The organism is Streptomyces sp. 6N223, from assembly GCF_052246635.1.
Classification (GTDB): Bacteria; Actinomycetota; Actinomycetes; order Streptomycetales; family Streptomycetaceae; genus Streptomyces.
Window position 1 is genome coordinate 1 of record NZ_JBQQCA010000048.1, and the last position, 22,704, is coordinate 22,704.

General features: G+C 74.6%; 21 protein-coding genes. 11 read left to right on the forward strand and 10 right to left on the reverse strand.

The window, feature by feature from the left end; all coding sequences use genetic code 11:
• The coding region (locus ACTWQH_RS24815; RefSeq protein ID WP_443288953.1) for an RICIN domain-containing protein at positions 1–628 on the forward strand (628 nt) is incomplete at its 5' end.
• On the opposite strand, the gene ACTWQH_RS24820 is transcribed toward ACTWQH_RS24815, so the two are convergent.
• Both ACTWQH_RS24820 and ACTWQH_RS24825 read right to left on the reverse strand, forming a co-directional pair.
• On the reverse strand, positions 616–1,602 hold the full coding sequence (locus tag ACTWQH_RS24820; RefSeq protein ID WP_443288954.1) for a DMT family transporter: 987 nt from the start codon (positions 1,600–1,602) through the stop codon (positions 616–618). The genes ACTWQH_RS24815 and ACTWQH_RS24820 overlap by 13 nt on opposite strands.
• A 184-nt stretch (positions 1,603–1,786) precedes the next feature.
• Positions 1,787–2,620, reverse strand: a complete 834-nt coding sequence (locus ACTWQH_RS24825) for an alpha/beta fold hydrolase (protein ID WP_443288955.1) — start codon at positions 2,618–2,620, stop codon at positions 1,787–1,789.
• A 182-nt stretch (positions 2,621–2,802) separates the two neighbouring features.
• On the opposite strand from ACTWQH_RS24825, the gene ACTWQH_RS24830 reads away from it, so the two are divergent.
• Positions 2,803–3,663 (forward strand): LLM class F420-dependent oxidoreductase, encoded by an 861-nt coding sequence (locus tag ACTWQH_RS24830; protein ID WP_443288956.1) that lies wholly within the window; start codon positions 2,803–2,805, stop codon positions 3,661–3,663.
• A 3-nt stretch (positions 3,664–3,666) separates the two neighbouring features.
• On the opposite strand, the gene ACTWQH_RS24835 is transcribed toward ACTWQH_RS24830, so the two are convergent.
• From ACTWQH_RS24835 to ACTWQH_RS24845, 3 genes are all read right to left on the reverse strand, one after another.
• Positions 3,667–4,872, reverse strand: coding sequence for an ROK family protein (locus ACTWQH_RS24835; RefSeq protein ID WP_443288957.1), 1,206 nt, complete (start codon positions 4,870–4,872; stop codon positions 3,667–3,669).
• Positions 4,873–4,890: 18 nt separating this feature from the next.
• Positions 4,891–5,184 (reverse strand): SGM_3592 family protein, encoded by a 294-nt coding sequence (locus ACTWQH_RS24840; protein WP_443288958.1) that lies wholly within the window; start codon positions 5,182–5,184, stop codon positions 4,891–4,893.
• A gap of 100 nt (positions 5,185–5,284) precedes the next feature.
• Complete coding sequence (locus ACTWQH_RS24845; protein WP_443288959.1) at positions 5,285–6,247, reverse strand: TerC family protein; 963 nt, start codon at positions 6,245–6,247, stop codon at positions 5,285–5,287.
• Positions 6,248–6,349: 102 nt separating this feature from the next.
• Between ACTWQH_RS24845 and ACTWQH_RS24850 the strand changes: the two genes are divergently transcribed.
• The 3 genes from ACTWQH_RS24850 (at position 6,350) to ACTWQH_RS24860 (ending at position 8,992) form a co-directional block, all read left to right on the forward strand.
• Complete coding sequence (locus tag ACTWQH_RS24850) at positions 6,350–6,844, forward strand: YbaK/EbsC family protein (protein WP_443288960.1); 495 nt, start codon at positions 6,350–6,352, stop codon at positions 6,842–6,844.
• 5 nt (positions 6,845–6,849) lie between these two features.
• Entirely contained in the window at positions 6,850–7,701 is an 852-nt protein-coding gene (locus ACTWQH_RS24855; RefSeq protein ID WP_443288961.1) for an EamA family transporter, read from the forward strand.
• 64 nt (positions 7,702–7,765) lie between these two features.
• Positions 7,766–8,992 (forward strand): MFS transporter, encoded by a 1,227-nt coding sequence (locus ACTWQH_RS24860; protein ID WP_443288962.1) that lies wholly within the window; start codon positions 7,766–7,768, stop codon positions 8,990–8,992.
• A gap of 198 nt (positions 8,993–9,190) precedes the next feature.
• On the opposite strand, the gene ACTWQH_RS24865 is transcribed toward ACTWQH_RS24860, so the two are convergent.
• Complete coding sequence (locus tag ACTWQH_RS24865) at positions 9,191–9,646, reverse strand: ATP-binding protein (protein WP_443288963.1); 456 nt, start codon at positions 9,644–9,646, stop codon at positions 9,191–9,193.
• A gap of 180 nt (positions 9,647–9,826) precedes the next feature.
• Here ACTWQH_RS24865 and ACTWQH_RS24870 point away from each other — a divergent pair, with 180 nt between their 5' ends.
• Entirely contained in the window at positions 9,827–10,651 is an 825-nt protein-coding gene (locus ACTWQH_RS24870) for a helix-turn-helix domain-containing protein (protein WP_443289000.1), read from the forward strand.
• 4 nt (positions 10,652–10,655) lie between these two features.
• Complete coding sequence (locus tag ACTWQH_RS24875) at positions 10,656–10,892, forward strand: DUF397 domain-containing protein (protein WP_443288964.1); 237 nt, start codon at positions 10,656–10,658, stop codon at positions 10,890–10,892.
• A gap of 102 nt (positions 10,893–10,994) precedes the next feature.
• On the opposite strand, the gene ACTWQH_RS24880 is transcribed toward ACTWQH_RS24875, so the two are convergent.
• Together ACTWQH_RS24880 and ACTWQH_RS24885 are read right to left on the reverse strand one after the other, a co-directional pair.
• A complete protein-coding gene (locus tag ACTWQH_RS24880; RefSeq protein ID WP_443288965.1) occupies positions 10,995–12,197 on the reverse strand; it encodes an MFS transporter in 1,203 nt (400 codons plus the stop codon).
• Entirely contained in the window at positions 12,194–15,133 is a 2,940-nt protein-coding gene (locus ACTWQH_RS24885; RefSeq protein ID WP_443288966.1) for a glycoside hydrolase family 2 TIM barrel-domain containing protein, read from the reverse strand. The genes ACTWQH_RS24880 and ACTWQH_RS24885 overlap by 4 nt, the downstream gene beginning before the upstream one ends.
• A 255-nt stretch (positions 15,134–15,388) precedes the next feature.
• On the opposite strand from ACTWQH_RS24885, the gene ACTWQH_RS24890 reads away from it, so the two are divergent.
• Positions 15,389–16,195, forward strand: a complete 807-nt coding sequence (locus tag ACTWQH_RS24890) for an SGNH/GDSL hydrolase family protein (protein WP_443288967.1) — start codon at positions 15,389–15,391, stop codon at positions 16,193–16,195.
• Here the strand turns inward: ACTWQH_RS24890 and ACTWQH_RS24895 are convergent.
• A complete protein-coding gene (locus ACTWQH_RS24895) occupies positions 16,168–17,544 on the reverse strand; it encodes an SWIM zinc finger family protein (protein ID WP_443288968.1) in 1,377 nt (458 codons plus the stop codon). The genes ACTWQH_RS24890 and ACTWQH_RS24895 overlap by 28 nt on opposite strands.
• A complete protein-coding gene (locus tag ACTWQH_RS24900; protein WP_443288969.1) occupies positions 17,537–20,515 on the reverse strand; it encodes an SNF2-related protein in 2,979 nt (992 codons plus the stop codon). Before ACTWQH_RS24900 ends, ACTWQH_RS24895 begins: the two co-directional genes overlap by 8 nt.
• A 221-nt stretch (positions 20,516–20,736) precedes the next feature.
• Here ACTWQH_RS24900 and ACTWQH_RS24905 point away from each other — a divergent pair, with 221 nt between their 5' ends.
• The 3 genes from ACTWQH_RS24905 to ACTWQH_RS24915 all read left to right on the forward strand — a co-directional run bounded on the left by ACTWQH_RS24905 (position 20,737) and on the right by ACTWQH_RS24915 (position 22,664).
• On the forward strand, positions 20,737–21,789 hold the full coding sequence (locus ACTWQH_RS24905; protein WP_443288970.1) for a fatty acid desaturase family protein: 1,053 nt from the start codon (positions 20,737–20,739) through the stop codon (positions 21,787–21,789).
• 122 nt (positions 21,790–21,911) lie between these two features.
• Positions 21,912–22,094 (forward strand): hypothetical protein, encoded by a 183-nt coding sequence (locus ACTWQH_RS24910; protein WP_443288971.1) that lies wholly within the window; start codon positions 21,912–21,914, stop codon positions 22,092–22,094.
• Between the two features lie 177 nt (positions 22,095–22,271).
• On the forward strand, positions 22,272–22,664 hold the full coding sequence (locus tag ACTWQH_RS24915) for a roadblock/LC7 domain-containing protein (RefSeq protein ID WP_443288972.1): 393 nt from the start codon (positions 22,272–22,274) through the stop codon (positions 22,662–22,664).
• Positions 22,665–22,704: the final 40 nt, after the last annotated feature.

Genomic DNA, 22,704 nt, shown 5'->3' on the forward strand with positions numbered 1-22,704 from the left:
CTGGGTCCTGCCGATCCAGGGCACCGACGAGACCGCCTACCTGTACATGGGCGACCGCTGGGCGGGCGCCTGGGACGGGCCGGTCAACGAATCCCGGTACGTCTGGCTGCCGCTGACCTTCCCCGACGACCGGAGCCTGTCCATGAGCTGGGCGCCGGAGCTGACCATCGACACCGCCGCGGGCACCCTCACACCCGGCGGCGGGCCGTACCAGACGCTGACCGCCCGCCACTCGGGCAAGTGCGCCGACGTCGTCAGCCAGTCCCAGGCGGCGGGCGCCGAGCTGGCGCAGTACCCGTGCAACGGCGGCGGCAACCAGGCGTTCTGGCAGCGCGACGCCGGTGAGGGCTACGTCCAGCTCGTCACCCGGCACAGCTCGATGTGCCTGGCCGTCGCGGACGCCTCCACCGCCGACGGGGCGAGGGTGGTCCAGCAGCCCTGCGACGGCGGCCAGGCACAGCAGTGGCAGGCCGCCGGCGCCGGAGACGGCTACGTCACGCTCACCGCCCGGCACAGCGGCAAGTGCCTCGACGTCCTGGACGAGTCCACGGCGGACGGCACCCGGCTGGCGCAGTACGCCTGCTCCGACGGAGCGGCCTGGCAGCAGTTCATGCTTCAGGAGACCTGACGCCGTCGGCGGACGGTGAGCACCAGCAGGCCGACGACGACCAGGCCCACCCCCGTCCAGGCCCAGCCGCCGAGGCGTTCGCCGACCACGGCCACCCCGAGCACCGCCGCCACCACCGGCTCCAGCAGCGTCAGCGTGGTGGCGGCGCTCACCGTCACCCGGGCCAGCCCCGCGCCGAAGAGCACGTACGCCAGGTACATGGGGACCAGCGCGAGGTACGCGGTCACCGCCACGCCGCGCCACTCGCCCACCAGGCCGCCGCCGGTCGCCGCGAAGACGGGGACCAGCACGGCCGACCCCAGGCCGAAGAGCGCGCCCATGGTGGCCCGTGAGGAGTGGCCGCGCCGGATCAGCCGCGCGCCGCAGTAGGCGTAGGCGGCGTAGCAGGCGCCGGAGAGCACCCCCAGCGCGACGCCGGCCGGGATCCGGTCGCCGCCCGCCTCGGCGTCGCCGGTCAGCACCAGCGCCGTGCAGCCGGCGACCGCCGCGAGGGTGGCCGCCAGCCAGCGCCGGCTCAGGCCGGTGCCGTCCACCAGCCGCTCCAGCAGCGCGGCGAAGACGGGGGAGCAGCCGATGGTGACCACGGTGCCGACCGCCACCCCCGCGAAGTCCATGGCGGTGTAGAACGCCAGCGGGTAGACGACGACGTTGAGCGCGCCGAGCAGCGCCCAGCCGAGCGCGGCGCGCCCGTCGCGCAGCACGGCGAGGGCCGAACGCCCGGCCAGCGCGAGGGTGACGAGCCCGCCGATGCCCATGGTGGCGGCGCCGATCGACAGCGGGGACGCGGCGCCGGGCGCGAAGCTCGCGGCGGTGCCGGTGGTTCCCCACAGCGCGGCGGCGGCCAGCACCAGCAGCGGCCCGGCGGCGTGCGCGAGGCGCGGGTGCGCGGGCGCCCGGCGGAGGGCCGGGAGGGCGGGGGCGGGCGTTGGGGCATGCGTGGAAGAAGGCGTGGAAGAAGGCGTGGAAGAAGCCATGGTCCGATGCGTCCTGCTCCGTTGAGGCCGTTGGGGTCCTTGGGCGGATCAGCAGGAGGGCGCGCCGGAATCCGGCCGGGCCAGGCGGGGCCCGGGGCCGGGGAAGGGAGAAACTCGCGAGCCGCGCGCCCTCAGCGGGCGGGCGGCGGGGTGACGGCGTGCCAGTAGGACGATCGCATGAGGGTCAGCATAGCCGGGGTTCCTCCGGGCCCTCCCCGGCGTGGGCGGCGTGAGCGGTCGCCGTGATCCACTCCCGCACCAGGGCGGTCAGCTCGGCCGGACGCTCCTCGTGCAGGTAGTGGCCCGCGCCCTCCCACAGCTCGACGCGGGAGAGGGGGTGGCGCAGCAGGGGGCGTTCCCACGCGGCGGCGGCGGGGGAGGAGTGCAGAGCCAGCGCGGGGCAGCGGCGGCCGCGCAGGTACGCCTCGGCGGCGGGCCGCAGCCCGAAGGCGTCCGGCGCCAGGTACATCGCCTCGCGGTAGCGGATCAGCACCTCCGGGTCCATGGCGGCCATCAGCCGCTCGTGCCGGCGCCGCACGCGCTCCGGCGTGGCGGGCGTGAAGGCGCGGCGCACGAAACGCGCCGCCCAGGCCGCGCCCTCCCGGCGCAGGGCCTCCTGCTCGCCGGGGAGCCGCGTGGCCTCGGCCGCGTCCCCGCCGTAGGCGGTGGCGATGGCGACGACCGACCGGACCAGCGCGGGGTGCTCCACGGCGAGCGCGGTGACGGCCTGGCCGCCCATCGAGTGGCCCACCGCGACGACGGGCCCGGTGCCCAGGCCGCGGAGCCAGTCGGCCAGGTCGGCGGCCACCGCGCGCGGGGCGCAGCGCCCGGGGCGGTCGGGGGTGCGGCCGTGGCCGGGCAGGTCGGGCACGAGGACCCGGTGGTGCGGCGCGAGCAGCGGCAGGTGCTCGGACCAGTCCTCGCCGTCGCTTCCCCAGCCGTGCACCAGCAGCAGCGCGGGCGCCGTCGGGCCCGGCTCCTCGCCGGTGTCCACCGCGTGAAACGGGCCGTTCGACACGATCGCACTCCCTGGATAGGCCGCGCGCCGTCCGGAAAACGCTTTCTGCGCGGGCGGGAGGCAGCATAGCGATGGTCCTCGACGTCACTCCGCCGGCGCGTCGTCCTCCGCCGGTCGCGCCCGCCGCTGCCTAAGGTGCCCCTGACCGGCCACGACGACGGCCAGGACGACGAGGAGACCGCATGCGCGTCGGAGTCCAGCTTCCCCGTTTCACCTACCCCGGCGGCCCGGAGCGGATCGGCCCGGCCTTCGCGCAGATCGCCCGCGAGGCCGACCAGGCCGGCCTCGACAGCCTGTGGGTGATGGACCACTTCTTCCAGATCCCGTACGTCGGCGACCCCGGGGAGCCCATGCTGGAGTGCTACACCGCGCTGGCGTACGCCGCCGCGCTGACCGAGCGGATCACCCTGGGCGGCATGGTCACCGGCGCGGTCTACCGCCACCCGGGCGTGCTGGTGAAGACCGTCACCACCCTGGACGTGCTCTCCGGCGGCCGCGCCTGGCTCGGCATCGGCGCGGCCTGGCACGAGGAGGAGTCACTGGGGCTCGGCATCCCCTTCCCCCCGGTGGCCGAGCGGTTCGAGCGGCTGGAGGAGACCCTGCGGATCGCCCACCAGATGTGGGCGGGGGACACCCGTCCCTTCGAGGGCGTCCACTACCGGCTTCGGCGGCCGCTGAACTCGCCGCCCGCGCTGCGCCGCCCGCACCCGCCGGTCCTCGTCGGGGGCGGCGGAGAGCGGAAGACGCTGCGCCTGGTCGCCCGGTACGCCGACGCCTGCAACCTCTTCGACGCGCCGGAACTGCCCCGCAAGCTGGCGGTGCTGCGGGAGCACTGCGAGCGCGAGCGCCGCCCGTACGAGGACATCGAGAAGACGGTGCTCAGTCACGCCGCCGAGGACGCCTCGGCCGAGGAGATGGCCGAGACGTGCGGCCGGCTGGCCGAGGCGGGCGTCGACCACGTGATCTTCTCGCAGGCGGGCGCCCACGAGCCCGGCGTGATCGAGCGGCTCGGCGAGGCGGCCGCGCGCGTCCACCGGGCGTGACGCTCAGCCGCGGCGGGCCCCGCCGCCCGGACCCAGCGCCCCCTCCAGCGCGAAGCTCGCCGCGCCCAGGCTCACCGGGTTGGCGGCGATCGGGCTGAGCATGATCTCCGCCCGCCCCGCCGGGCGGCGCAGCGCGTGGCGGGCCACGGACTGGCGTACCTGGTGCAGCAGCGGCGGGCCGAGCCGCCGGGCGACCCAGCCGCTGAGCACGACGATCTCCGGGTCGAGCAGGTTCACCAGGTCGGCGACGGCCGCGCCCAGGTAGGAGGCGGTCTCCCGCATCGCCTTGACCGCGACGGGGTCGCCCTCCCGGCAGGCCTGGGCCAGCGCCGCAATCGTCTCCGTCTGGTCGTCGGGATGCAGCAGCGGGCTGAGCGGGCTGAGTTCCCGGAGGTTCTGCACGATGCCGGGGGCACCGACGTACGTCTCCACGCAGCCGTGCCTCCCGCAGTGGCACAGCCGCCCGTCCAGCACCAGCGTGGTGTGCCCCCACTCGCCGGCGCTGCCCGAGGCCCCCCGGTGCAGCTCGCCGCCGAGGGCCAGCCCCGCGCCCACGCCCGTGCCGAGGTTGACCACCACCGCGTCGTCCCGCCCGCGCGCCGCCCCCGACCACAGCTCCGCCGCCAGGCAGGCGTGCAGCGGGTTGACAAGGAACAGCCGGTGCGGGAGGTGTTCGGCGAGCAGACGCAGCAGCGGCACGTCCCGCCAGCCCCAGTTGCCCGCGAAGACCAGGACCCCCGCCTCGCGGTCCACCACGCCCGGGACGCTGACGCCGACCCCCAGCACCCGCCGCCCCGCCGCCGCCCGGTGGCCGGCGACCGCCCGCACCGCCTGGGCGATGGCGCGAACCACCTGGTCCGGGGCGCTGTCGGCAGGGTGCAGCGTCCGCTCGGCGCGGGCCAGCACCGTCCAGGCCAGGTCGAAGACCTCGGCGTGGACGTAGGTCTCCGCCACGTCGACGCCGATGAGCGTGCCGCCGCCGGGGTTGATCCCCACCAGGCCGCGCGGCCGGCCGCCGCCGGAGTCCTCGAACCCGGCGTCCACGAGCATGCCGAGGTCGGTCAGCTCGCCGACGAGCGTGGCGACCGTCGCCGTGCTCAGCCCGGTGGCCGCCGCCAGCCGCGGCCGGGACACCGGGGAGTCGGCGATGGCCTGCCGCAGCACGCGATACCGGTTGGCCGTCCGGATCTCACGAGAGGTGCGCTTCACCTACCCTCGCTCTCCGCGTCACTCCCCGGCGCCGCCCGGCCCTCTCCTGCGGAACCAGCGGCGCCGGCGCGATCTGCCGGGCGGGGAGCCGTGTATCCAGCCGGTCGGCGGGGCGTCCGAGCGCCAGGGCTGCGGGTCCGGCGCGTCCTTCTTCCACTTCTCGCGGAGCATCCGCGTCCGGGCGGTCGGCTCGCGGACCTCCGCGCCGCGCACGAAGCTCTCGTCGAGGACCACCTCGTCCCACTCGTCGTGCCCCTCGCGATCGGCGCGCTCCTCGCGCTGTGGCTCGTCATCGCGCGGCTCGCTCGTCATGGCCTGCCTCCCGTTCACCACCGGCGGGGCCCCGTGGGTCCGCTTTGCCCGGACTCCATCGAAGGGGGAACGCTTCGCCCGGCCCGCCGGTTCCTGCCCGTCACCGTACCGAAGCGGACCGGTCCTCGCGGCGGGTGGCGATGAGGCTGGTGGCGGTGGTGACCGCGAGCACGACGCAGATCACGCCGAGCGAGACCGGCGTGCTGATCTCCGGAACGTGGACGCCCGACTCGTGCAGCGCGTGCATCACCAGCTTCACGCCGATGAAGCCGAGGATGATCGACAGGCCGTAGGAGAGGTGGACCAGCTTCTTCAGCAGCCCGCCGATGAGGAAGTACAGCTGACGCAGGCCCATCAGCGCGAAGGCGTTGGCGGTGAAGACGATGTAGGCGTCCTCGGTGAGGCCGAAGATGGCCGGGATGGAGTCCAGCGCGAAGAGCAGGTCGGTGCTGCCGATCGCGAGCATCACCACCAGCATCGGCGTCATCAGCTTCCGGCCGCCCTCCCGGACCAGCAGCTTCGTGCCGTGGTACCGGTCGGTGGCCGGGAAGCGCCGCTCGATCATCTTGAGGAAGCGGTTCTCCTGGTACTCCTCGTCGTGCTCCTCGGCCCGGGCCTCCTTGATCAGCGTCCACGCCGTCCAGATCAGGAAGGCGCCGAAGATGTAGAACACCCAGGAGAACGCCGCGATGAGGGCGGCTCCCAGCGCGATGAAGGCGGCGCGCATCACCAGCGCGATCAGCACCCCGACCATCAGCACCCGCGCCTGGAACTCCGGCGGCACCGCGAACTTCGTCATGATCAGTACGAAGACGAAGAGGTTGTCCACGCTGAGGGATTTCTCCGTGACGTAGCCGGCGAAGAACTCGCCGGAGGCCGTGCCCTCGCCGGCGATCAGCAGGCCGATCCCGAACAGCACGGCCAGCACGATCCACACCACGGTCCAGGTGCCCGCCTCTCTCAGCGTCACCTCGTGCGGCTTGCGTCCGAAGAAGAAGTCGATGGCGATGAGGGCGCTGAGCACCACGACGGTGAGTACCCACACCATGAGCGAGACGTCCACTGATCCTCCGAGTCCGTTCCGTGTCGCATGCCGGGCGGCGGGGCGGGCAGCCGGCAATTTCCTTCGCGGCCAGGACGAGTGGGCGGCTAGGGTCCCGAGGCCATGACACCTTCCGCCACCGCGCACCCGCGATTCGCCGCGGCCCTCACCCGGTTCGGGCTGGACGGAGTGACGATCCGTGCCTTCCCCGAGGAGACCCGCACGGCGGCCCAGGCCGCCAAGGCAATCCCATGCGATGTTAATCAAATAGTAAAGTCCCTGGTTTTCGAGGTCGATGACGAACCACTCCTCGTGCTGATCGACGGCGCCTCCCGGGTGGACACCGAGCGGGTCCGCGCCGAGCTCGGCGCCCGGCGCGTACGCAGAGCGACCGCCCAGACGGTGCGGACGGCCACCGGGTACGCCATCGGCGGCGTGCCGCCGTTCGGGCACGTCACGCCGCTGCGCGCCCTCGCCGACCGGGGGTTGCTCGCCCACGCCACGGTCTGGGCGGCGGCCGGCACCCCCCACACCGTCTTCCCGCTCGGCCCCGGGGACCTCGTCGCCCACGCGGGCGCCCGCCTTGTGGACGTGGCCGAGCGGCCCGGGACGCTGTGACGTAAATGACACCGCTCGTCGTCGCCGTCGTGCTCGCGGCGGCCGTCGCGCACGCCTCCTGGAACGCCATCGCCCACGGCATCAGGGACCAGCTCGTCGCCTTCACACTCATCGGCGCGGCCGACACCGTCTGCGGCCTGGCGATCGCCGCCTCCGCCCCGATGCCGGACGCCGCCTGCTGGCCGTACCTGCTGGCCTCGGTCGCGCTCCACTTCGGCTACCAGCTGCTGCTGATGCGCTCCTTCCAACTCGGCGACTTCGGGCAGGTCTACCCGATCGCGCGCGGCACCGCCCCGCTGGTGGTGACCGTGCTCGCCCTGGTCTTCCTCGGCGAGCGGCCCGGCGCCTGGCAGACCGCGGGCGTGGCGGCGGCCAGCGCCGGCCTGGTCGGCGTCGCGCTGTGGGGCATCCGCGACGCCGGCGGGCGGCCGCGCGCCGCCGCCCTGCTGGCCGCCGTCGCCACGGGCCTGGCCATCGCCGCCTACACCGTCGTCGACGGCGCGGGCGTGCGCGCCTCCGGCACCGCCCTCGGCTACACCGGCTGGCTGATCGCCCTCATGGGACCCGCCATCCCCGTCATCGGCCTGGCGCTCCAGGGCCGCGAACTGCTCGTGCGGGCCCGTCCCTTCGTGTGGCTCGGCCTGCTGGGCGGCGCGGTGTCGACGGCCGCGTACGGGATGGTGCTGTGGGCGCAGACCCGCGCCCCGCTCGCGCCGGTCGCCGCGCTGCGCGAGTCCAGCGTCATCGTCGGTGCCATGCTCGGCACCTGGCTGTTCAAGGAGCGCTTCGGCGGCCCCCGCATCGCCGCCGCCACGCTGCTGGCCGCGGGCATCGCCATGATGCTGCTGGGCGGCTGACCGGCCGACGGGCCGCCGGAAAATGGCGTGCCGCCCGGCGGCGGGGCAGGCATGATCACTCACCATGGGACAGGCCGCCGCCGGGCTGCGGAGCTATCGCGAGATCTTCCGGGTACCGGGCGTCGGCGGCTTCGTCGCCGCCACCCTCGTCGGGCGGCTGCCCATGTCCACCCTCAGCCTCGCCACCGTCTTCCTCGTCACCGAGGCCACCGGCAGCTACGCCGTGGCCGGCTCGGTCGCCTCCGGCGGCGCGGTGTGCTACGCCCTGCTCGTGCCCCAGCTCGGCTACCTGATGGACCGGCTCGGGCAGCGCCGCGCGCTCAGGCCCCTCGCGTGGGTCTTCGGGGCCGCGGGCGCGGCGTTCCTGCTGGCCGCCCAACTCGACGCCCCCACCTGGGCGCTCTTCGCCGCCGGTGCCGCCTGGGGCGCGAGCATGCCGCCCATGTCGGCCCTGGTGCGCACCCGCTGGAGCCACCTCGCCGGGCGCGGTGACGGCACGCTGCTGAAGTCCGCCTACTCCTTCGAGTCGGTGGCCGACGAGCTGACCTTCGTCGTCGGGCCGCTGCTGGTCTCCGTCATCGTCCTGCTCCACCCCGCGGCCGGCGTCGCCGCCGTCGCCACGCTGGGCACCACCGGCGCCCTGCTGCTGGCCGCCCAGCGCCGCACCGAGCCGCCCGTGCTGCCCCGGCAGGCCGCCTCCCGCCGCGCGATCACCATTCCCGGGCTGCGCCTGATGTGCGGCATGTACGTGTGCACCGCGGCGATGTTCGCCGGGCACGAACTGGCCACCGTCTCCTTCGTCGACGAGCACGGCGAGCCCTGGATGGTCGGCGGCGTCCTCGGCACCTACGCCCTCGGCAGCGCCGTCGGCGGCCTGTGGTACGGCGCCCGCGTCTGGACCCTCTCCCTGCACCGGCGCTTCCTGCTCACCATGGCCGCCATGGTCGCCGGCGTCGCACCGCTGTGGGCCATGCCGTCGGTGGCGGCGCTGTGGGCGATCTCCCTCTTCTCCGGCGTGCTCATCGCGCCGGCCATCATCGCCGGTTACAGCCTGGTGCGCGAGGGCGTGCCCGCCGAGTCGCTCACCGAGGGCATGACGTGGCTGTCCACCGCCGTCGGCCTGGGCAAGGCGCTGGGCGTCCTCGCAGCCGGGCTGATCGTCGACGCCAGCGGCCCCCGCTGGGGCTACGCCTTCAGCCTCGGCTGCGGCTGCCTGGCCCTCGCCGTCGGCCTCCTCGGCGTCCGCTCCCTGCGGAGCATGACGAACGCCGGGCTCGCGCGCGCCGCCTGAGCGCGGTGCGCCTGCCCGGCCGCCCCACGGGCCGGCCTCCGGCGTCCGAGGGACCGAACGCCGTTCGGCTGCCTTCCGATCCTGTGGCCCCGGCCGACGCCCGGAGAGGGGTGGGCCCGCGATGTGGGAGATGTGGGCGGTGCGATCGATGCGGGAGCCGAGGGCGGCGGGGAGGCGAGCGTGAGTGGCGCCGACCGTTCAGCGGGATCCGGGGCGGGCGGTCAGGTCGGCCCAGACGACGTGCCCCTGCCCGGAGTCCCGGGGTCTGACGCCCCAGCCCTCCGACAGCGCGCACACCAGGAACAGGCCGCGGCCGCCCTCGTCCTCCTCGCCCGCCTCGCCCGGAACCTCGCTGGGCCCGGAGCCGTCGCCTGCGACGGCGATCCGCAACAGCGGCCCGGCCAGGCGCAGTTCGCAGGCGACGGTCTGACTGCGGGTGTGGCGCAGCGCGTTGGTGACCAGCTCCGAGACGACCAGTTGCGCGTTGTCGCACGTCGCTTCGGGAAGGTGCCATAGCGCGAGCTGGCGGCGTACGCGGCGTCTGGCCTCGGCCGCCGAGGGCTCGACGGCGGGCAGGTGGAAGGTGAAACGCGCGCCGGTCACCGTCGAGGCGTTGTGCCGCGTCAGGGGCTGTGTGTGGGAGGAGAAGGCCACGGTCCTACTGTGGGCACTGTCCCTCGCATCCGGCAAGAGGCATACTGCAAATTACAGAATCGTCGATATCAGACTGTTGTCCCGGCTGACGCCGTGGCAGACTACCGAGCCATCGCGTCAGTTGGAGGGGAAGAGGCGGTGACGAGTAGTCAGGCCAGCGGAGCCGCGACCGCGTTGCGGATGGTGCTCGGCAGGCGGCTGCAGGTGCTGCGCGAGCGTGCCGGCGTTTCCTTCGAGGAGGCCGCGCGGGCACTCGACGTCACCCACGCCACCGTACGCCGCATGGAGAAGGCCCAGGTCGGCCTCAAGGTCCCCTACGTGGAGAAGCTGCTGAGGGTCTACGGCGTCACCGACCCCGGCGAGATCGACGGCTTCCTGACACTGGCGCGCGAGGCCAACCGGCCCGGCTGGTGGCACCGTTACCGCGACGTGCTGCCCGACTGGTTCAGCGCGTTCGTCAGCCTGGAGGCCGAGGCCGACCAGATCCGCGCGTACGAGCCGCACTACGTCCCCGGCCTGCTGCAGACCGAGGCGTACGCCGCGACCGTGCTGCGCGCCGGCATGCCGCACGCCCCCGCCGGGGAGATCGAGCGGCTCGTCTCCCTCCGCCTCGCCCGCCAGGAGCTGCTCACCCGCGATAACCCGCCGCTGCTGTGGGTGGTGGTGGACGAGACCGTGCTGCGCCGTCCCATCGGCCGGCCCAACGTGATGCGGGCGCAGGTCTCGAAGCTGATCGATTCCGGCACGGCGCCGCACGTGCGGCTGCAGATCATGCCGTTCTCGGCCGGACCGCATTCGGCCATGTACGGGCCCTTCCACCTCTTCCGGTTCCCGCTTCCCGAACTTCCCGACGTAGCCTGCGCGGAGAGCCTGGTCGGCGCCGCGTACTTCGACCAGCGGGAAGAGGTCTCGGCCTTCCGGGAGGCACTGGACCGGATGTGCGCGCAGGCCGCGCCACTGAACCGGACTGAGGCCATCCTCAGTGGCATTCGCAAGGAGATCTGACCTCATGGACCGCATATACAACGGCATGCCCGCCCGGCAGCTCGGCGCCGTCGGGTGGCGCAAGCCGTGGAGCGGCGGCAACGGCGGCTCGTGCGTGGAGGTGATGACGCTGCCGGACGGGCGGGTGGCGCTTCGCCAGTCCAGCGACCCCGACGGGCCCGCGCTGATCTGCTCGCGCCGCGAGATGCAGCGCTTCGTCCAGGCCGTCAAGTCCGGCCAGGCCGACTTCCTGCTCGTCTAGGCATGCCCATAAATGTGTATGACAACAGGCAAGTGATTGGCGGATGCGGCGGATGCGAGAGGAGTTCGTGAACGGGAGGCGGGCGTCGCCAGGGCCGGGCGGTCAGCGGCGGTCGCGGGTGCGGGCGTTGACGCGCGTCGCCGCCACCAGCCAGCCGGTGACGGCCAGGCCCAGCGCCGACATCGCCGTCAGCAGCAGCGGCACGGCGTCGATGTCCGAGAGCTCGATGCCCCGGCCCAGCACGGGCGGCGCCGCCACGCCGCCGATCATGGAGACCGCGAACACCCAGGCGCCCGCCCGCCGCGCCCGGGGCACGGCCCGGTGCAGCCAGACCAGGCCGGTGGGGAAGACGGGCGCGATGAACAGCCCGACGCCCGCGTAGGCGTACGGCGCGGCGCCGGGGGAGAGGGTCAGCAGCAGGCAGCCGGTCATGGCGGCCCCGCAGACCAGCAGGATGCGCTCGGCGCTCCAGCGCAGCGTCAGCGGCACCACCAGGAACCGGCCGACCGTCATCATCAGCCAGAAGACGGCCGTCGCGGTCGCGGCGGCGGGCGCGCCGTACCCGACCTCCTCCAGGTGCGTGGGCTCCCAGCCGCCGACCCCCGCCTCCACGCCGACGTTCAGCACGTACAGCGCGAAGAAGCCGCACAGCACCGGCGTCAGCAGCCGCCCCCGGGGGACCGCCGGCGCCGGCCCCTCGCCGTCCGGCTCCGGCTCGTGCGGCGCCACGCCGCGCAGGAGCGGGATGAGCGCGGCGGCCAGCAGCGCGCACGCGGCGAAGGCGAGCGGGTAGCGCTCGGGGCCCAGCAGCGCGAGCACCGCGGGGCCGGCGACCGCGCCGACGCCGAAGAAGGCGTTGAGAACGTTGAGCATCGCCGCGCCGCGGTCGCCGAAGCCGACGGCGAACAGGTGGTTGAGGCCGTAGTCCACGCCGCCGAAGCCGAGGCCGCCGACGAGGGCCGCCGCCAGCGCCAGCGGCCAGCTCCCGGCCAGCGCGAAGCCGAGGCAGCCGGCCACCATCAGGGCGTAACTCGCGCCGAGCGGCACCCGGTTGCCCACCCGGGCGGGCATGGCGCTCATGGCCAGCACGCCTGCGACGCCGCCGACGAAGTGCATGCTCAGGGCCATGCCGGCGCCCGAGGGTGTCAGGCCGTGGTCCTCGCGCAGCGCGGGCACGGCCGGGCCGTACAGCGCCTGCAGCGCGCCGATCAGCACGAAGCCGGCGCAGGAGGCGGCTACGGCCCCACGGCTGAGGAGCCGTGGGGCCGCGGCCGCGCGCCGCGCCCGGCTGGGCGCGGTCGTCAACGACGATCCAGCGCGGTGAACGCGAGGGAGAACTCCGTCGGCGCCACCGTGAGGTGGTACTGCGGAAGCGGGCCGGGGCCGCAGGACTGGCTGCCGATGCCCTGCTGGGCGTGGTCGAGGGTGACCCAGACGGTGTCGCCCGCCACCAGGTCGGTGGTGTGGTCGGCGGCGTCGAGGTGGTGGCTGGTCCAGCGGCGGGCGGTGAACCAGAAGGGGTCGGCCAGGGCGGTGGCGCGCAGGCCAGGGCCGTCGGCGTCGCGCAGCTCTGCCCAGCGGACATCCGAGCGGGCGCCGTTCTCCTGCGGGCGCACGTACGGGGTCTGCAGGGCGTCGACGGTCTTGGCGTAGCGGCCGAGGCGCGAGGCGGCACGGGTGTCGGGGTACGCCTCTCCCGGGCCGCCGCCGAACCAGGCGGCGCGGTCGCAGGAGTCGGGCAGGCCGAGGAGCACGCCGAGGCGCGGCAGCGGGCAGGGCCAGTCGCCGTCGGGGGTGACGGTCACCGTGAGCAGCAGCCGGTCGTCGTCGGTGCCGGCGGTCCAGCGGTAGTCGGCGTAGAGGCCGAGGTCGGTGGCGGCGGGGGCGACGCGGGTGCGGACGGTCAGGCCCTCGTCGTCGGCGCTGACGGCGTCGACGCGGTGGTGGACGCGGTGCAGACCGATCTCCCGCCACTTCACGCCGTAGCGGGTGGCGTCGTCCTGCCAGGACGCCCCGAGGTCGTTGTCGGTCGGGGCCCGCCACACGTCGAGCCGCGGGCCCTGGTGGAGGGTGAGGCCGCCGAATTCGCGGAGCGTGCCGGTGGCGGCGTCGAAGACGGCCGGGCCCAGGCGCAGGGTGCCCGCCTCCCGGCGCGGGGCGGCGAGGGCGGCGGGCCGCTCGGGCAGCCGCCGGGCATCGGCCGGCAGCTGCCCCCAGGCGACGAGGTGACCCTGCGGCGCCCAGGGGGTGTCGGCGGCGAGCTCGGCCCGGATGGTCCACACGGCCTCGCCCGCGTGGTCGCCGGCGGGCGGGGCGGGCAGCTTCACGTCGGCGCCCGTGCCGGGGGCCAGCGGCGGCACGGCCAGCGGCCCGCTGGCCACCTCCTCGCCCTCCACCTCGTAGGCCCAGGTGAACGCCAGGTGCGCGAGGTCGGCGAAGTCGTGCCCGTTGGTGATGGTGGCGGTGCCCGCCGTGCCGTCGCCGGTGATGTGGACCGGCTCGATGACCTTCTTGTACTCGATCAGGCCGGGCGAGGGGGTGCGGTCGGGGAAGAGGAGGCCGTCGCAGACGAAGTTGCCGTCGTGGAGCTCCTCGCCGAAGTCGCCGCCGTAGGCGAAGTAGGTGCGGCCGTCCGGCGTCTGCTTGGGCAGGCCGTGGTCGATCCACTCCCACACGAAGCCGCCCTGGCAGCGCTCGTAGGTCTCGAACAGCCGCTGGTAGTCGGCCAGCCCGCCGGGGCCGTTGCCCATGGCGTGCGCGTACTCGCACAGGATGAATGGCAGGGCGCGGCGGTGGGCGTCCAGCGCCGGGTCCTCCAGCGGCGGCTCCTCGCGGCGGCCGATGGCCTCCACCTCCGCGTGGGGGGCGTACATCCGGGAGTAGAAGTCGCTGTCCCCGTAGGAGTAGTCGTTCTCGTAGTGCACGGCGCGGGAGGGGTCGCGCTCGCGGATCCAGGCGGCCATCTCCGACAGGCCCTGCCCGGCGGAGCACTCGTTGCCCAGGGACCAGATGACGACGGCCGGGTGGTTCTTGTCGCGTTCGACCATGCGCTGGGCGCGGTCGACCAGGGCGGGGGTGAAGCGGTCGTCGGTGACGGGGTTGCCGCGCCAGTTGGGGAAGAAGCAGAAGCCGTGGGTCTCCAGGTCGCACTCGTCGATGACCCACAGGCCCAGTTCGTCGCACAGGTCGAGGAAGGCGGGGTGGGGCGGGTAGTGGGAGGTGCGGACGGCGTTGATGTTGTGCTGCTTCATCAGCAGGATGTCGCGCCGCATGGTCTCCACATCCAGCGCCCGGCCGGTCTCGGGGTGGAACTCGTGCCGGTTGACCCCGCGGAAGAGGATGCGGCGGCCGTTGGCCTTGAAGACCCCGTCCTCCACGCCGACGGTGCGGAACCCGATCCGCAGCGGGATGCGTTCGCCGGGGGTGGTCAGTTCCCCGTCATACAGCCTGGGGACCTCGGCGCTCCAGGGCTCGACGGCCACGCGGGCCTCCTGGCCGGTGGCCAGGTCCAGGCCGAGCTCGGGCACGGTGACCTGGCCGGGGACATCGCAGTCGACGCGCAGGCTGCCCTGGCCGGTGGAGTGGTCGTAGCCGGCGTGCACGAAGAAGTCGGCGGGGGCGTCCTGGGACCGGTGGTGCAGGGTGACGTCGCGGAAGATGCCCGGCAGCCACCACATGTCCTGGTCCTCCAGGTAACTGGCGGCCGACCACTGCTGGACACGGACGGCCAGCACGTTGCCGCGCGGCCGCAGCAGGCCCCCGACGGCGAACTCGTGCGGCAGCCGCGAGCCGGTGAACCAGCCCAGCTCCTGCCCGTTGAGCCACACCCGCGCGCAGGACTCCACGCCCTCGAAACGCAACACGCTCTCCCCGCCCGCCGGCCAGTCGCCGGGCAGGTCGAAGACGCGGCGGTGGTCCCCGGTGGGATTCTGGGTCGGCACCCGCGGCGGGTCCACGGGGAAGGGGTAGCTGACGTTGGTGTACGCGGGGGCGCCATGGCCCTGGAGCACCCAGTGCCCGGGGACCCGCACCTCGGACCAGCCCGAGGTGTCGGCGTCGTCCTCGGTGAAGGCGGTGCCGGTGCCCTCGGCGGTGTCCGACAGCCGGAACGCCCACGCGCCGTTCAGCGACAGCCGAGCGGCGTCGGAATCGGCGTACCAGGAGCGGGCGGGAAGGGCGCCGCTGCCGGGGGAGTGGTCCTCGTAGTAGGGAAGCCGGTCGTCCACAGGCCGGATGTCCATGCGTCTCCTCTGACGTCGCGCGGCTCGTCGGCGCCGGTCCGCGCTGTTGCTATCTGTTCTCTGCTGTTCGATCACGCTAGGCCGCACCCTGGCTTTCTACAACCCCTATGAAAAGTTTCGTCGACACCTCTCGGCGTGTGGCTCGTTGGTGTTACCGCGGCGTTTACCTGCTTGGCGTGGACATGATGTGACGCGGGTAGAACGCTGCTACCGGCACTCAAACCCCCTACCCCCACAGAGACTTCAGGAGAGACCATGAAGCTGCGCCGCACCCTGACGGCGGCGGCCACCGCCGTCCTCGCCGTCGGCGTGACCGCCTTCGGCCACGCGGCCACGGCCGAGGAAGCCCCCGCGGCCGCCGCCGCGTACGTGGCCCTCGGCGACTCCTACTCCTCCGGCGTCGGCGCCGGCAGCTACGACGATGCCAGCGGCGACTGCCTGCGCAGCGCCCTGGCCTACCCCGAGCTGTGGGCCGACGCCAACGCCCCCTCCTCCTTCGACTTCACCGCCTGCTCGGGCGCGACCACCGAGGACGTGCTGGCCAGCCAGCTCGACCCGCTCAACTCCGGCACGACGCTGGTCACCATCAGCATCGGCGGCAACGACGCGGGCTTCGTCGACACCATGTCGACCTGCGTGCTCCAGGGCACCGACGCCTGCGTGGAGGCGGTGGCCACGGCCAACGAGTACATCTCCGGCACCCTCCCCGGCCGGCTCGACGCCGTCTACACCGCCATCCGCGACCGGGCACCCAACGCGCAGGTCGTGGTCCTCGGCTACCCGCGCATCTACCAGCTCGACGGCAGCTGCTCCTTCGGCATCAGCGAGGAGTCCCGGGCCGCCATCAACAGCGCCGCCGACAACATGAGCGACGTCATCGGCAAGCGCGCCGCCGACCACGGCTTCACCTACGGCGACGTGCGCACCGCCTTCACCGGGCACGAGATCTGCTCGGACGCCGAGTGGCTGCACAGCGTCACCTGGCCGATCACCGACTCCTACCACCCCACGGCCGACGGCCAGTCCGGCGGCTACTACGCCGTGCTGGACGCGCTGGCCTGAACCGCCGCGAGGGCGGCCGCCAAGGCGGCGGCCGGGTCGGCCTCCGCCGGGCCCGCCGGCCACCAGCGGCCGCCCTCCCTCCGGTAGGGCCACCAGCGGCCGTCCGGTCCGCAGCGCAGCTGGGCGCCGGTGCCGACGGCCGTCCAGCGGTTGCCCGCGCCGCGCAGCACCGGCCGTGCCTCCTCCTCCCAGGCGGTGGCGAGCCGCGCCACGGCCCGGGCGGGGACGGCCAGCGTGGCGTCCTCCAGCACCGCCAGCGCCGCCGGGCCGCCGAACTCCCAGGCCCGCACGGCCATGTCGAGGTCACGCGGGGTGCGGCCGCATCCCTCGGCCAGCCGTCCGAGGATCCTCGCGGGCGGGGCCAGCGCCGCGAGCCGCGCCGCGTCCTGCCAGCGGCCGAGCGGGGCCCACGCCGTCCCGGCGGCAGGCCCGGCGGGCGCGGGCGCGGGCGTGGGCGCGGGCGGGGCCAGGGCCTCGGCGAGCAGCCTGCGCGCGCGGACAGCGGCCGCGCGGGCGAGGAACTCCAGCGCGGGGACGTCGAGACCGGGCCCGGGCGCGGCGACGCCGCCGAGCGCGGGCGGGGTGCCCGGCTCCCCGACCGGCGGCGGGGGCGGGGGCAGCGGCGCCGGCGGCCGCGCGTACGCCTCGGCGGCGGGCACGCCCGCGCGCTCCGGCTCGCGCACGCCGCGCTCCGGGGCGCGCTCCCGCGCGGGCGCCTGGGCGGCGTTGCGGCGTTGCAGCTCCGCCAGCAGCTCCGGCTCGGGGCGGCCGCGCAGCAGCAGGATCACGAACGGGTCGGCGTCCAGCAGCCGGGCCACCTGGTAGCTCAGGGCGGCGGTGTGCGCGCAGTGGTCCCACTCGCCGCAGTCGCACGTGGGCTCCAGGTCCCCGATGCCGGGCAGCAGTTCGACCCCGGCGGCCTCGGCGTCGTCGGCGAGGGCCGGGGGCAGGTCCCGGTCGAGCAGCGCGGCGAGGTGGCCGGCCTCGCGGGCGATGGTGTCGAGCAGCCGCTCCCACTCCGGCGCCGTCAGCCGCCGCAGCAGCACGTCGGCACGGTGGGCGGTGCCGTCGCCGGCCCGCACCACGGCCGTCAGCCGTCCGGGCCGCACCGAGACCGCGCCGACCGCGCCCGCCCGCGCGTGGCGGCGGCCCTGGCGAAGGCGTTGGGTGTCCAGGGCGGTGTCCTCCAGGGCCTTGAGCCAGCGCTGCCCCCACCAGGTGGTGGCGAAGCCGCGCCCGCGCGGGGGCGGCGGGGCGGCGAAGACCCGCTCGTACGCCTCGGGTTCGCCTTCGCGGCCGTCCTCGCGCTCCTCGTGCCCCTCGTATGCGTCACGGTATGCGTCACGCACGGCCGTCGCCTCCTCGCGGCGCGTCCCCGAGCCCGACCAGCGCGGCGAGCTCGGCGTCGGTCAGTTCGGTGAGGGCGGCCTCGCCCGAGCCGAGGACGGCGTCGGCCAGCCGCCGCTTGTCGCGCAGCATCGCGGCGATCCGGTCCTCGACCGTGCCCTCGGCGATCAGCCGGTGGACCTGCACGGGACGGTCCTGGCCGATGCGGTGGGCGCGGTCGGTGGCCTGCGCCTCGACGGCCGGGTTCCACCAGCGGTCGAAGTGCACCACGTGCTCGGCGCGGGTGAGGTTCAGGCCGGTACCGGCCGCCTTGAGGGAGAGCAGGAACACCGGCACCTCGCCCGCGCCGAAACGCCGCACCATCTCCTCCCGGCGCGCCACCGGCGTGCCGCCGTGCAGCAGCAGGCTGTCCACCCCGCGCTCGGCCAGGTGGCCCTGAAGCAGCCGCGCCATCCGCACGTACTGGGTGAAGACCAGGACGGAGGCGCCCTCGGCGAGGACGGAGTCCAGCAGCTCGTCGAGGAGTTCGAGCTTTCCCGAACGCCCCGCCAGCCGCGGCCGGTCCTCCTTCAGGAACTGCGCCGGGTGGTTGCAGATCTGCTTCAGCGCGGTGAGCAGCTTGACGACCAGGCCACGGCGGGCGAGGCCGTCCGTGCCCGCGACGGCGGCCAGCCCCTCGCGGACCTGCGCCTCGTACAGGCCCGCCTGCTCCGGGGTGAGCGTCACGGGGTGGTCGGTCTCGGTCTTCGGCGGCAGCTCGGGGGCGATGCCGGGGTCGGTCTTGTGGCGCCGCAGCAGGAAGGGGCGCACGAGGCGGGCCAGGCGCTCGGCGGCGGCGGGGTCGGTGCCGCCCTCGACGGCGTCGGCGTAGCGGCGGCGGAAGGTGCCCAGGCGCCCGAGCAGCCCGGGGGTGGTCCAGTCGAGGATGGCCCACAGCTCGGAGAGGTTGTTCTCCACCGGGGTGCCGGTGAGCGCCACCCGCGCCCGGGAGGGGATGAGGCGCAGGCGGCGGGCCGTGGCCGAGGCGGGGTTCTTCACGTGCTGCGCCTCGTCGGCGACGACGAGGGACCAGGGCGCGGCGTCGGCCAGCAGGTGGGCGTCCAGCCGCATGGTGCCGTAGGTGGTGAGCACGAAGCCGCCGTCCTGCGGCGGTGTGCGCGACGGCGTGTGCGCCGGCTCGGGGAGGGCGCGGGAGGCGCCGTGGTAGCGGCGTACGGGCGTGCCGGGGGCGAAGCGCTCGATCTCCCGCTGCCAGTTGCCGAGCAGCGAGGCGGGGCAGACCACCAGCGTCGGGCCCGCAGTGGCGGGGTTGAGCTGGCGATGGAGGTGCAGGGCGATCAGGGTGATCGTCTTGCCCAGGCCCATGTCGTCGGCGAGGCAGCCGCCGAGGCCGAGTGAGGTCATCCGGTGCAGCCAGTTCAGGCCGCGCAGCTGGTAGTCGCGCAGGGTGGCGGCGAGGCGCGGCGGCTGCGGGACGGGGGCGGCGACTTCGCGGCCGGGATCGGCCAGGTGGTCGCGGAGCGCCGCGAGCCAGCCGGCCGCCCGCACCTCGACGCGCTCCCCCTCGTCCTCGGTGCTGCCCGCCAGGGCGGCGCCCAGCGCCTCCGCGGTGGTGAGCTTGCGGTCCCGGCGGGCCAGGGCGCGGCGCACCTGATCGGGGTCGACGAGGGCCCAGCGCTCCCGCAGGCGCACGACGGGGCGGCCGGACTCGGCGAGCCGGTCCAGCTCCTCGCGGGTCAGCGGGGTGTCGCCGAGCGCGAACCGCCAGTCGAAGCGCAGCAGCGCGTCGGGGGACAGGCGGGAGGGCAGCGCGGACGGCCGTTCCCGGTACGGGTCGGGTCCCGGCGCGGCGTCGCCGCCGCCGTCGCCTCCGACGACGGCGTGCGAGGTGAGGGTGCGGGTCAGGCTCCGGGGCCAGTGGACCTGGACACCGGCGGCGTTGAGCGCGCGGCCGGCCGGCGCGCCGAGCAGCTCGCCGATCTCCTCCTCCGCCAGCTCGACGGCGTCCGGCACGGCGGCGTTCAGCAGCGGCGTCAGCGGCTCCCAGGCCGCCGCGGCGCGCCGGAGGGTGAGCAGCGCGTCGGTGCGGGCGCGCGGCCCGAGGGCGGTGGCGGCGGGGGAGTCGCCGGACCACACCTCGGCGGCGTCGGCCACCAGGGCAGGATCGGTGAGGCTGTGGAGCTGGAGGACGGCGCGGAACCGGGGCCGCCCGCCGCCGGCCGCGCCGGGGGGCGCCGCGTCCCGTCCCTCGAGCGCGTCCAGCCCCTCGACCTCGATGCGGAGCGAGAGGCGTACGCCCGTGTCGTGCCCGGCCGCCACCTCCTGCGCCCAGGCGCGGTGCTGAGGGCTGCGGCGGGGCGGGCCGGCGGCGCCGTCGTCGGCGAAGGCGGGCCCGCCGGCGGCGAGCGCGGCGGCGGGGGTGCGCGGCAGCGTGTCGGCGACGGCGTCGAGGAAGGCGCGCAGCAGGCGTTCCTGACGGGGCAGCAGCGGGGCGTCCGCGGGGCTGCCGGGCAGCGGCACGGCGTGGGCCTGCGGCGGCATGGCCTCGGCCAGCTCGCGCAGCCGCTCGGCGTCGGCGGTATCCAGCGGTCCCAGGCGCCAGGCGTCGTGGTCGGCGTCGGTCAGGCCGGGCAGGAGGCGGCCGCGCGCGGCCAGTTGGAGAGCCAGGACGGCGGCGGCGCCCCAGCAGGCGGCGGCAGGGTGGCCACCGGTGGCGCGGGCGCGGGTGAGCACCGGCAGCGCCTCGCGCAGCGGCAGCACCAGGGCGGGCACGGTCCGGGTGGCGACGGCGCCGTCCGTGCCGGGGAGGGCGACGGGGAGCCCGGAGGCCTCGCCGGGGCCGGGCGGCGGCCGCTCGCCGTCGGGGTCAAAGAAGGCGACGGTGGACTCGCGGGGCGGATCGGCGGGCTGGAAGACGGCGGCGCAGCGGGTGAGCGCCGCGGCCTGGCCGGGGGGCGGAGGGCTCGCGGGCACGGCGGTGCTGAACTCCTCAAATTTGACTAGCCGACACGGCAGAGCCGCCGACCATACCGCAGATCTCGGTTGATCATGAAATGTGTGAGTGCGAAAGGGGGCTGGCCCCCCTTTTTCCCGGGACCTGGGTACACCCCGTTCCGGGTGCTGCGGCACTAGCACGTACGGTTGGCCGATTCCTACGGTTCGTGCAGAGCCTGCCCCGACGTCTCGGAGACCCCATGCCCAACACCTCCGCCGCCCCGGCCATTCCCCGCCCCCGGCCAGCCCAGGGCGACGAGTTCGCCCCCCTGCTGCGCCAGATCAGGGCAGAGGGTCTCCTCGACCGGCGGACGGGCTGGTACGCGGTGGGCATCGCGGTCAACGCCGTGGCGCTGACCGCCGTCGCCGCCGCGATGCTGGCGTTCGGTGACTCCTGGTGGGCGCTCACCCTGGCCGTGCCGCTGGCGGCGCTCTCCGCCCGCACCGGGTTCTTCGGCCACGACGCGGGCCACGCTCAGATCGCCACCAGCCGCCGCGTCAACCGGCTGCTGGGCCTCGTCCACGGCAACCTGCTGCTCGGCATGAGCTCGGCCTGGTGGAACGACAAGCACAACCGGCACCACGCCAACCCCAACCACCTCGACAAGGACCCCGACGTCGGGGAGGGCGTGCTGGTGTGGACCGAGACCCAGGCGGCCCGGCGCGAGGGGGTCGCCCGCTGGCTCACCCGCAACCAGGCTTACCTGTTCTTCCCGCTGCTGCTGCTGGAGGGCATCGCGCTGAAGGTGGCCAGCGTCCGCATGGTGGCCACCCGCCAGGGCTGGGACCGGCAGGGCCGGGCCCGCGTCACCGAGGGGGTGCTGATCGCCCTCCACTACGTCGGCTACGTGGCGCTTCTGGGCGCGGCCATGCCGCTGGGCCGGGCCGTGGTGTTCGCGCTCATCCACCAGGCCCTCTTCGGCCTGCACCTGGGCTCGGTCTTCGCCCCCAACCACAAGGGCATGGAGATGCCCGACTCCGACGGCGAGCGGTGGGGCCACCTGCGCCGCCAGGTGCTCACCTCGCGCAACGTGCGCCGGGGCCGGCTGACCGACTGGATGATGGGCGGGCTCAACTACCAGATCGAGCACCACCTCTTCCCCAGCATGCCCCGACCGAACCTGCGGCATGCCCAGCCCCTGGTGCGCCGCTACTGCCGGGGCGCGGGCCTGTCGTACGCCGAGACGGGACTCGTCGACTCCTACCGGCAGGCGCTGCGCTACATGCACGCGGTCGGCGCCGAGCTGCGCTGAGCTGCGCCGAGCGGAATCCGCGGGCGGCGCGCGGTCCCCATCCGGCCGGAACGCAGGACACTGGAGAGGCGTTCACCGGAGTGAGGCAGCGGGACCGCCGCCTCGGCCAAGGAGGTAGGGATATGTCTCGTGGTGCGAAGATCGCCATCGGGGCGGTGGGTGTCGGCCTGGTGCTGTGGATCCTGACGAACTTCTGGATCGCCGCGCTGGTCATGCTCGGCATCCCGGCGGCCGCGTATCTGATGCTCGACTCCTCGCAGCGTCGCCGGCTGCGCCGCGTCGGCCGCAAGGAGCTGGGCCGCTGACCCCGCGGCCGGGGCCCTTCCCGCCGGGCGCGGCGGCCGAGGCATCTCCCCAGGCAGGTTGACCAGAGAAAACGGTACGGTCGCTTCCGGATAGCGGTGCCGAAGAAATGGTTGCCGATGGCCCATGAGTGGGGAAGGCTGACACAGCAGTCGCCTTACGAGAAGGGGGAGCTGGGGATGGCACTGGGCACCACGCTCGACTGGCTGCTGGACGATCTCGCGCAGCGCGTGCCGCGGGTGCGACACGTCCTGCTGCTGTCGAGCGACGGGCTCGTGACCTCGGTGAGCCGGGGTCTGCGGCGGAGCAGTGCCGAGCATCTGGCGGCCGTCGCCTCCGGTCTGCACAGCCTCGCCAACGGGGTCGGGGAGCACTTCCGGTGCGGCGATGTCCGGCAGACGATGATCGAGTTCGATGACGGCGTGCTCTTCGTCACGGCGGCCGGGGACGGCAGCTGCCTGTGCGTCCTGACGGACGCCGAGGCCGACATCGGGCAGGTCGGGTACGAGATGACGCTGCTGGTGAACAAGGTGGGGGAGCACATGGGCCTCGCGGCCCGCGACACGCGCTGATCGCCGGGGCGGCCTCGTCGAGGCAGCGGATTGTCACGCA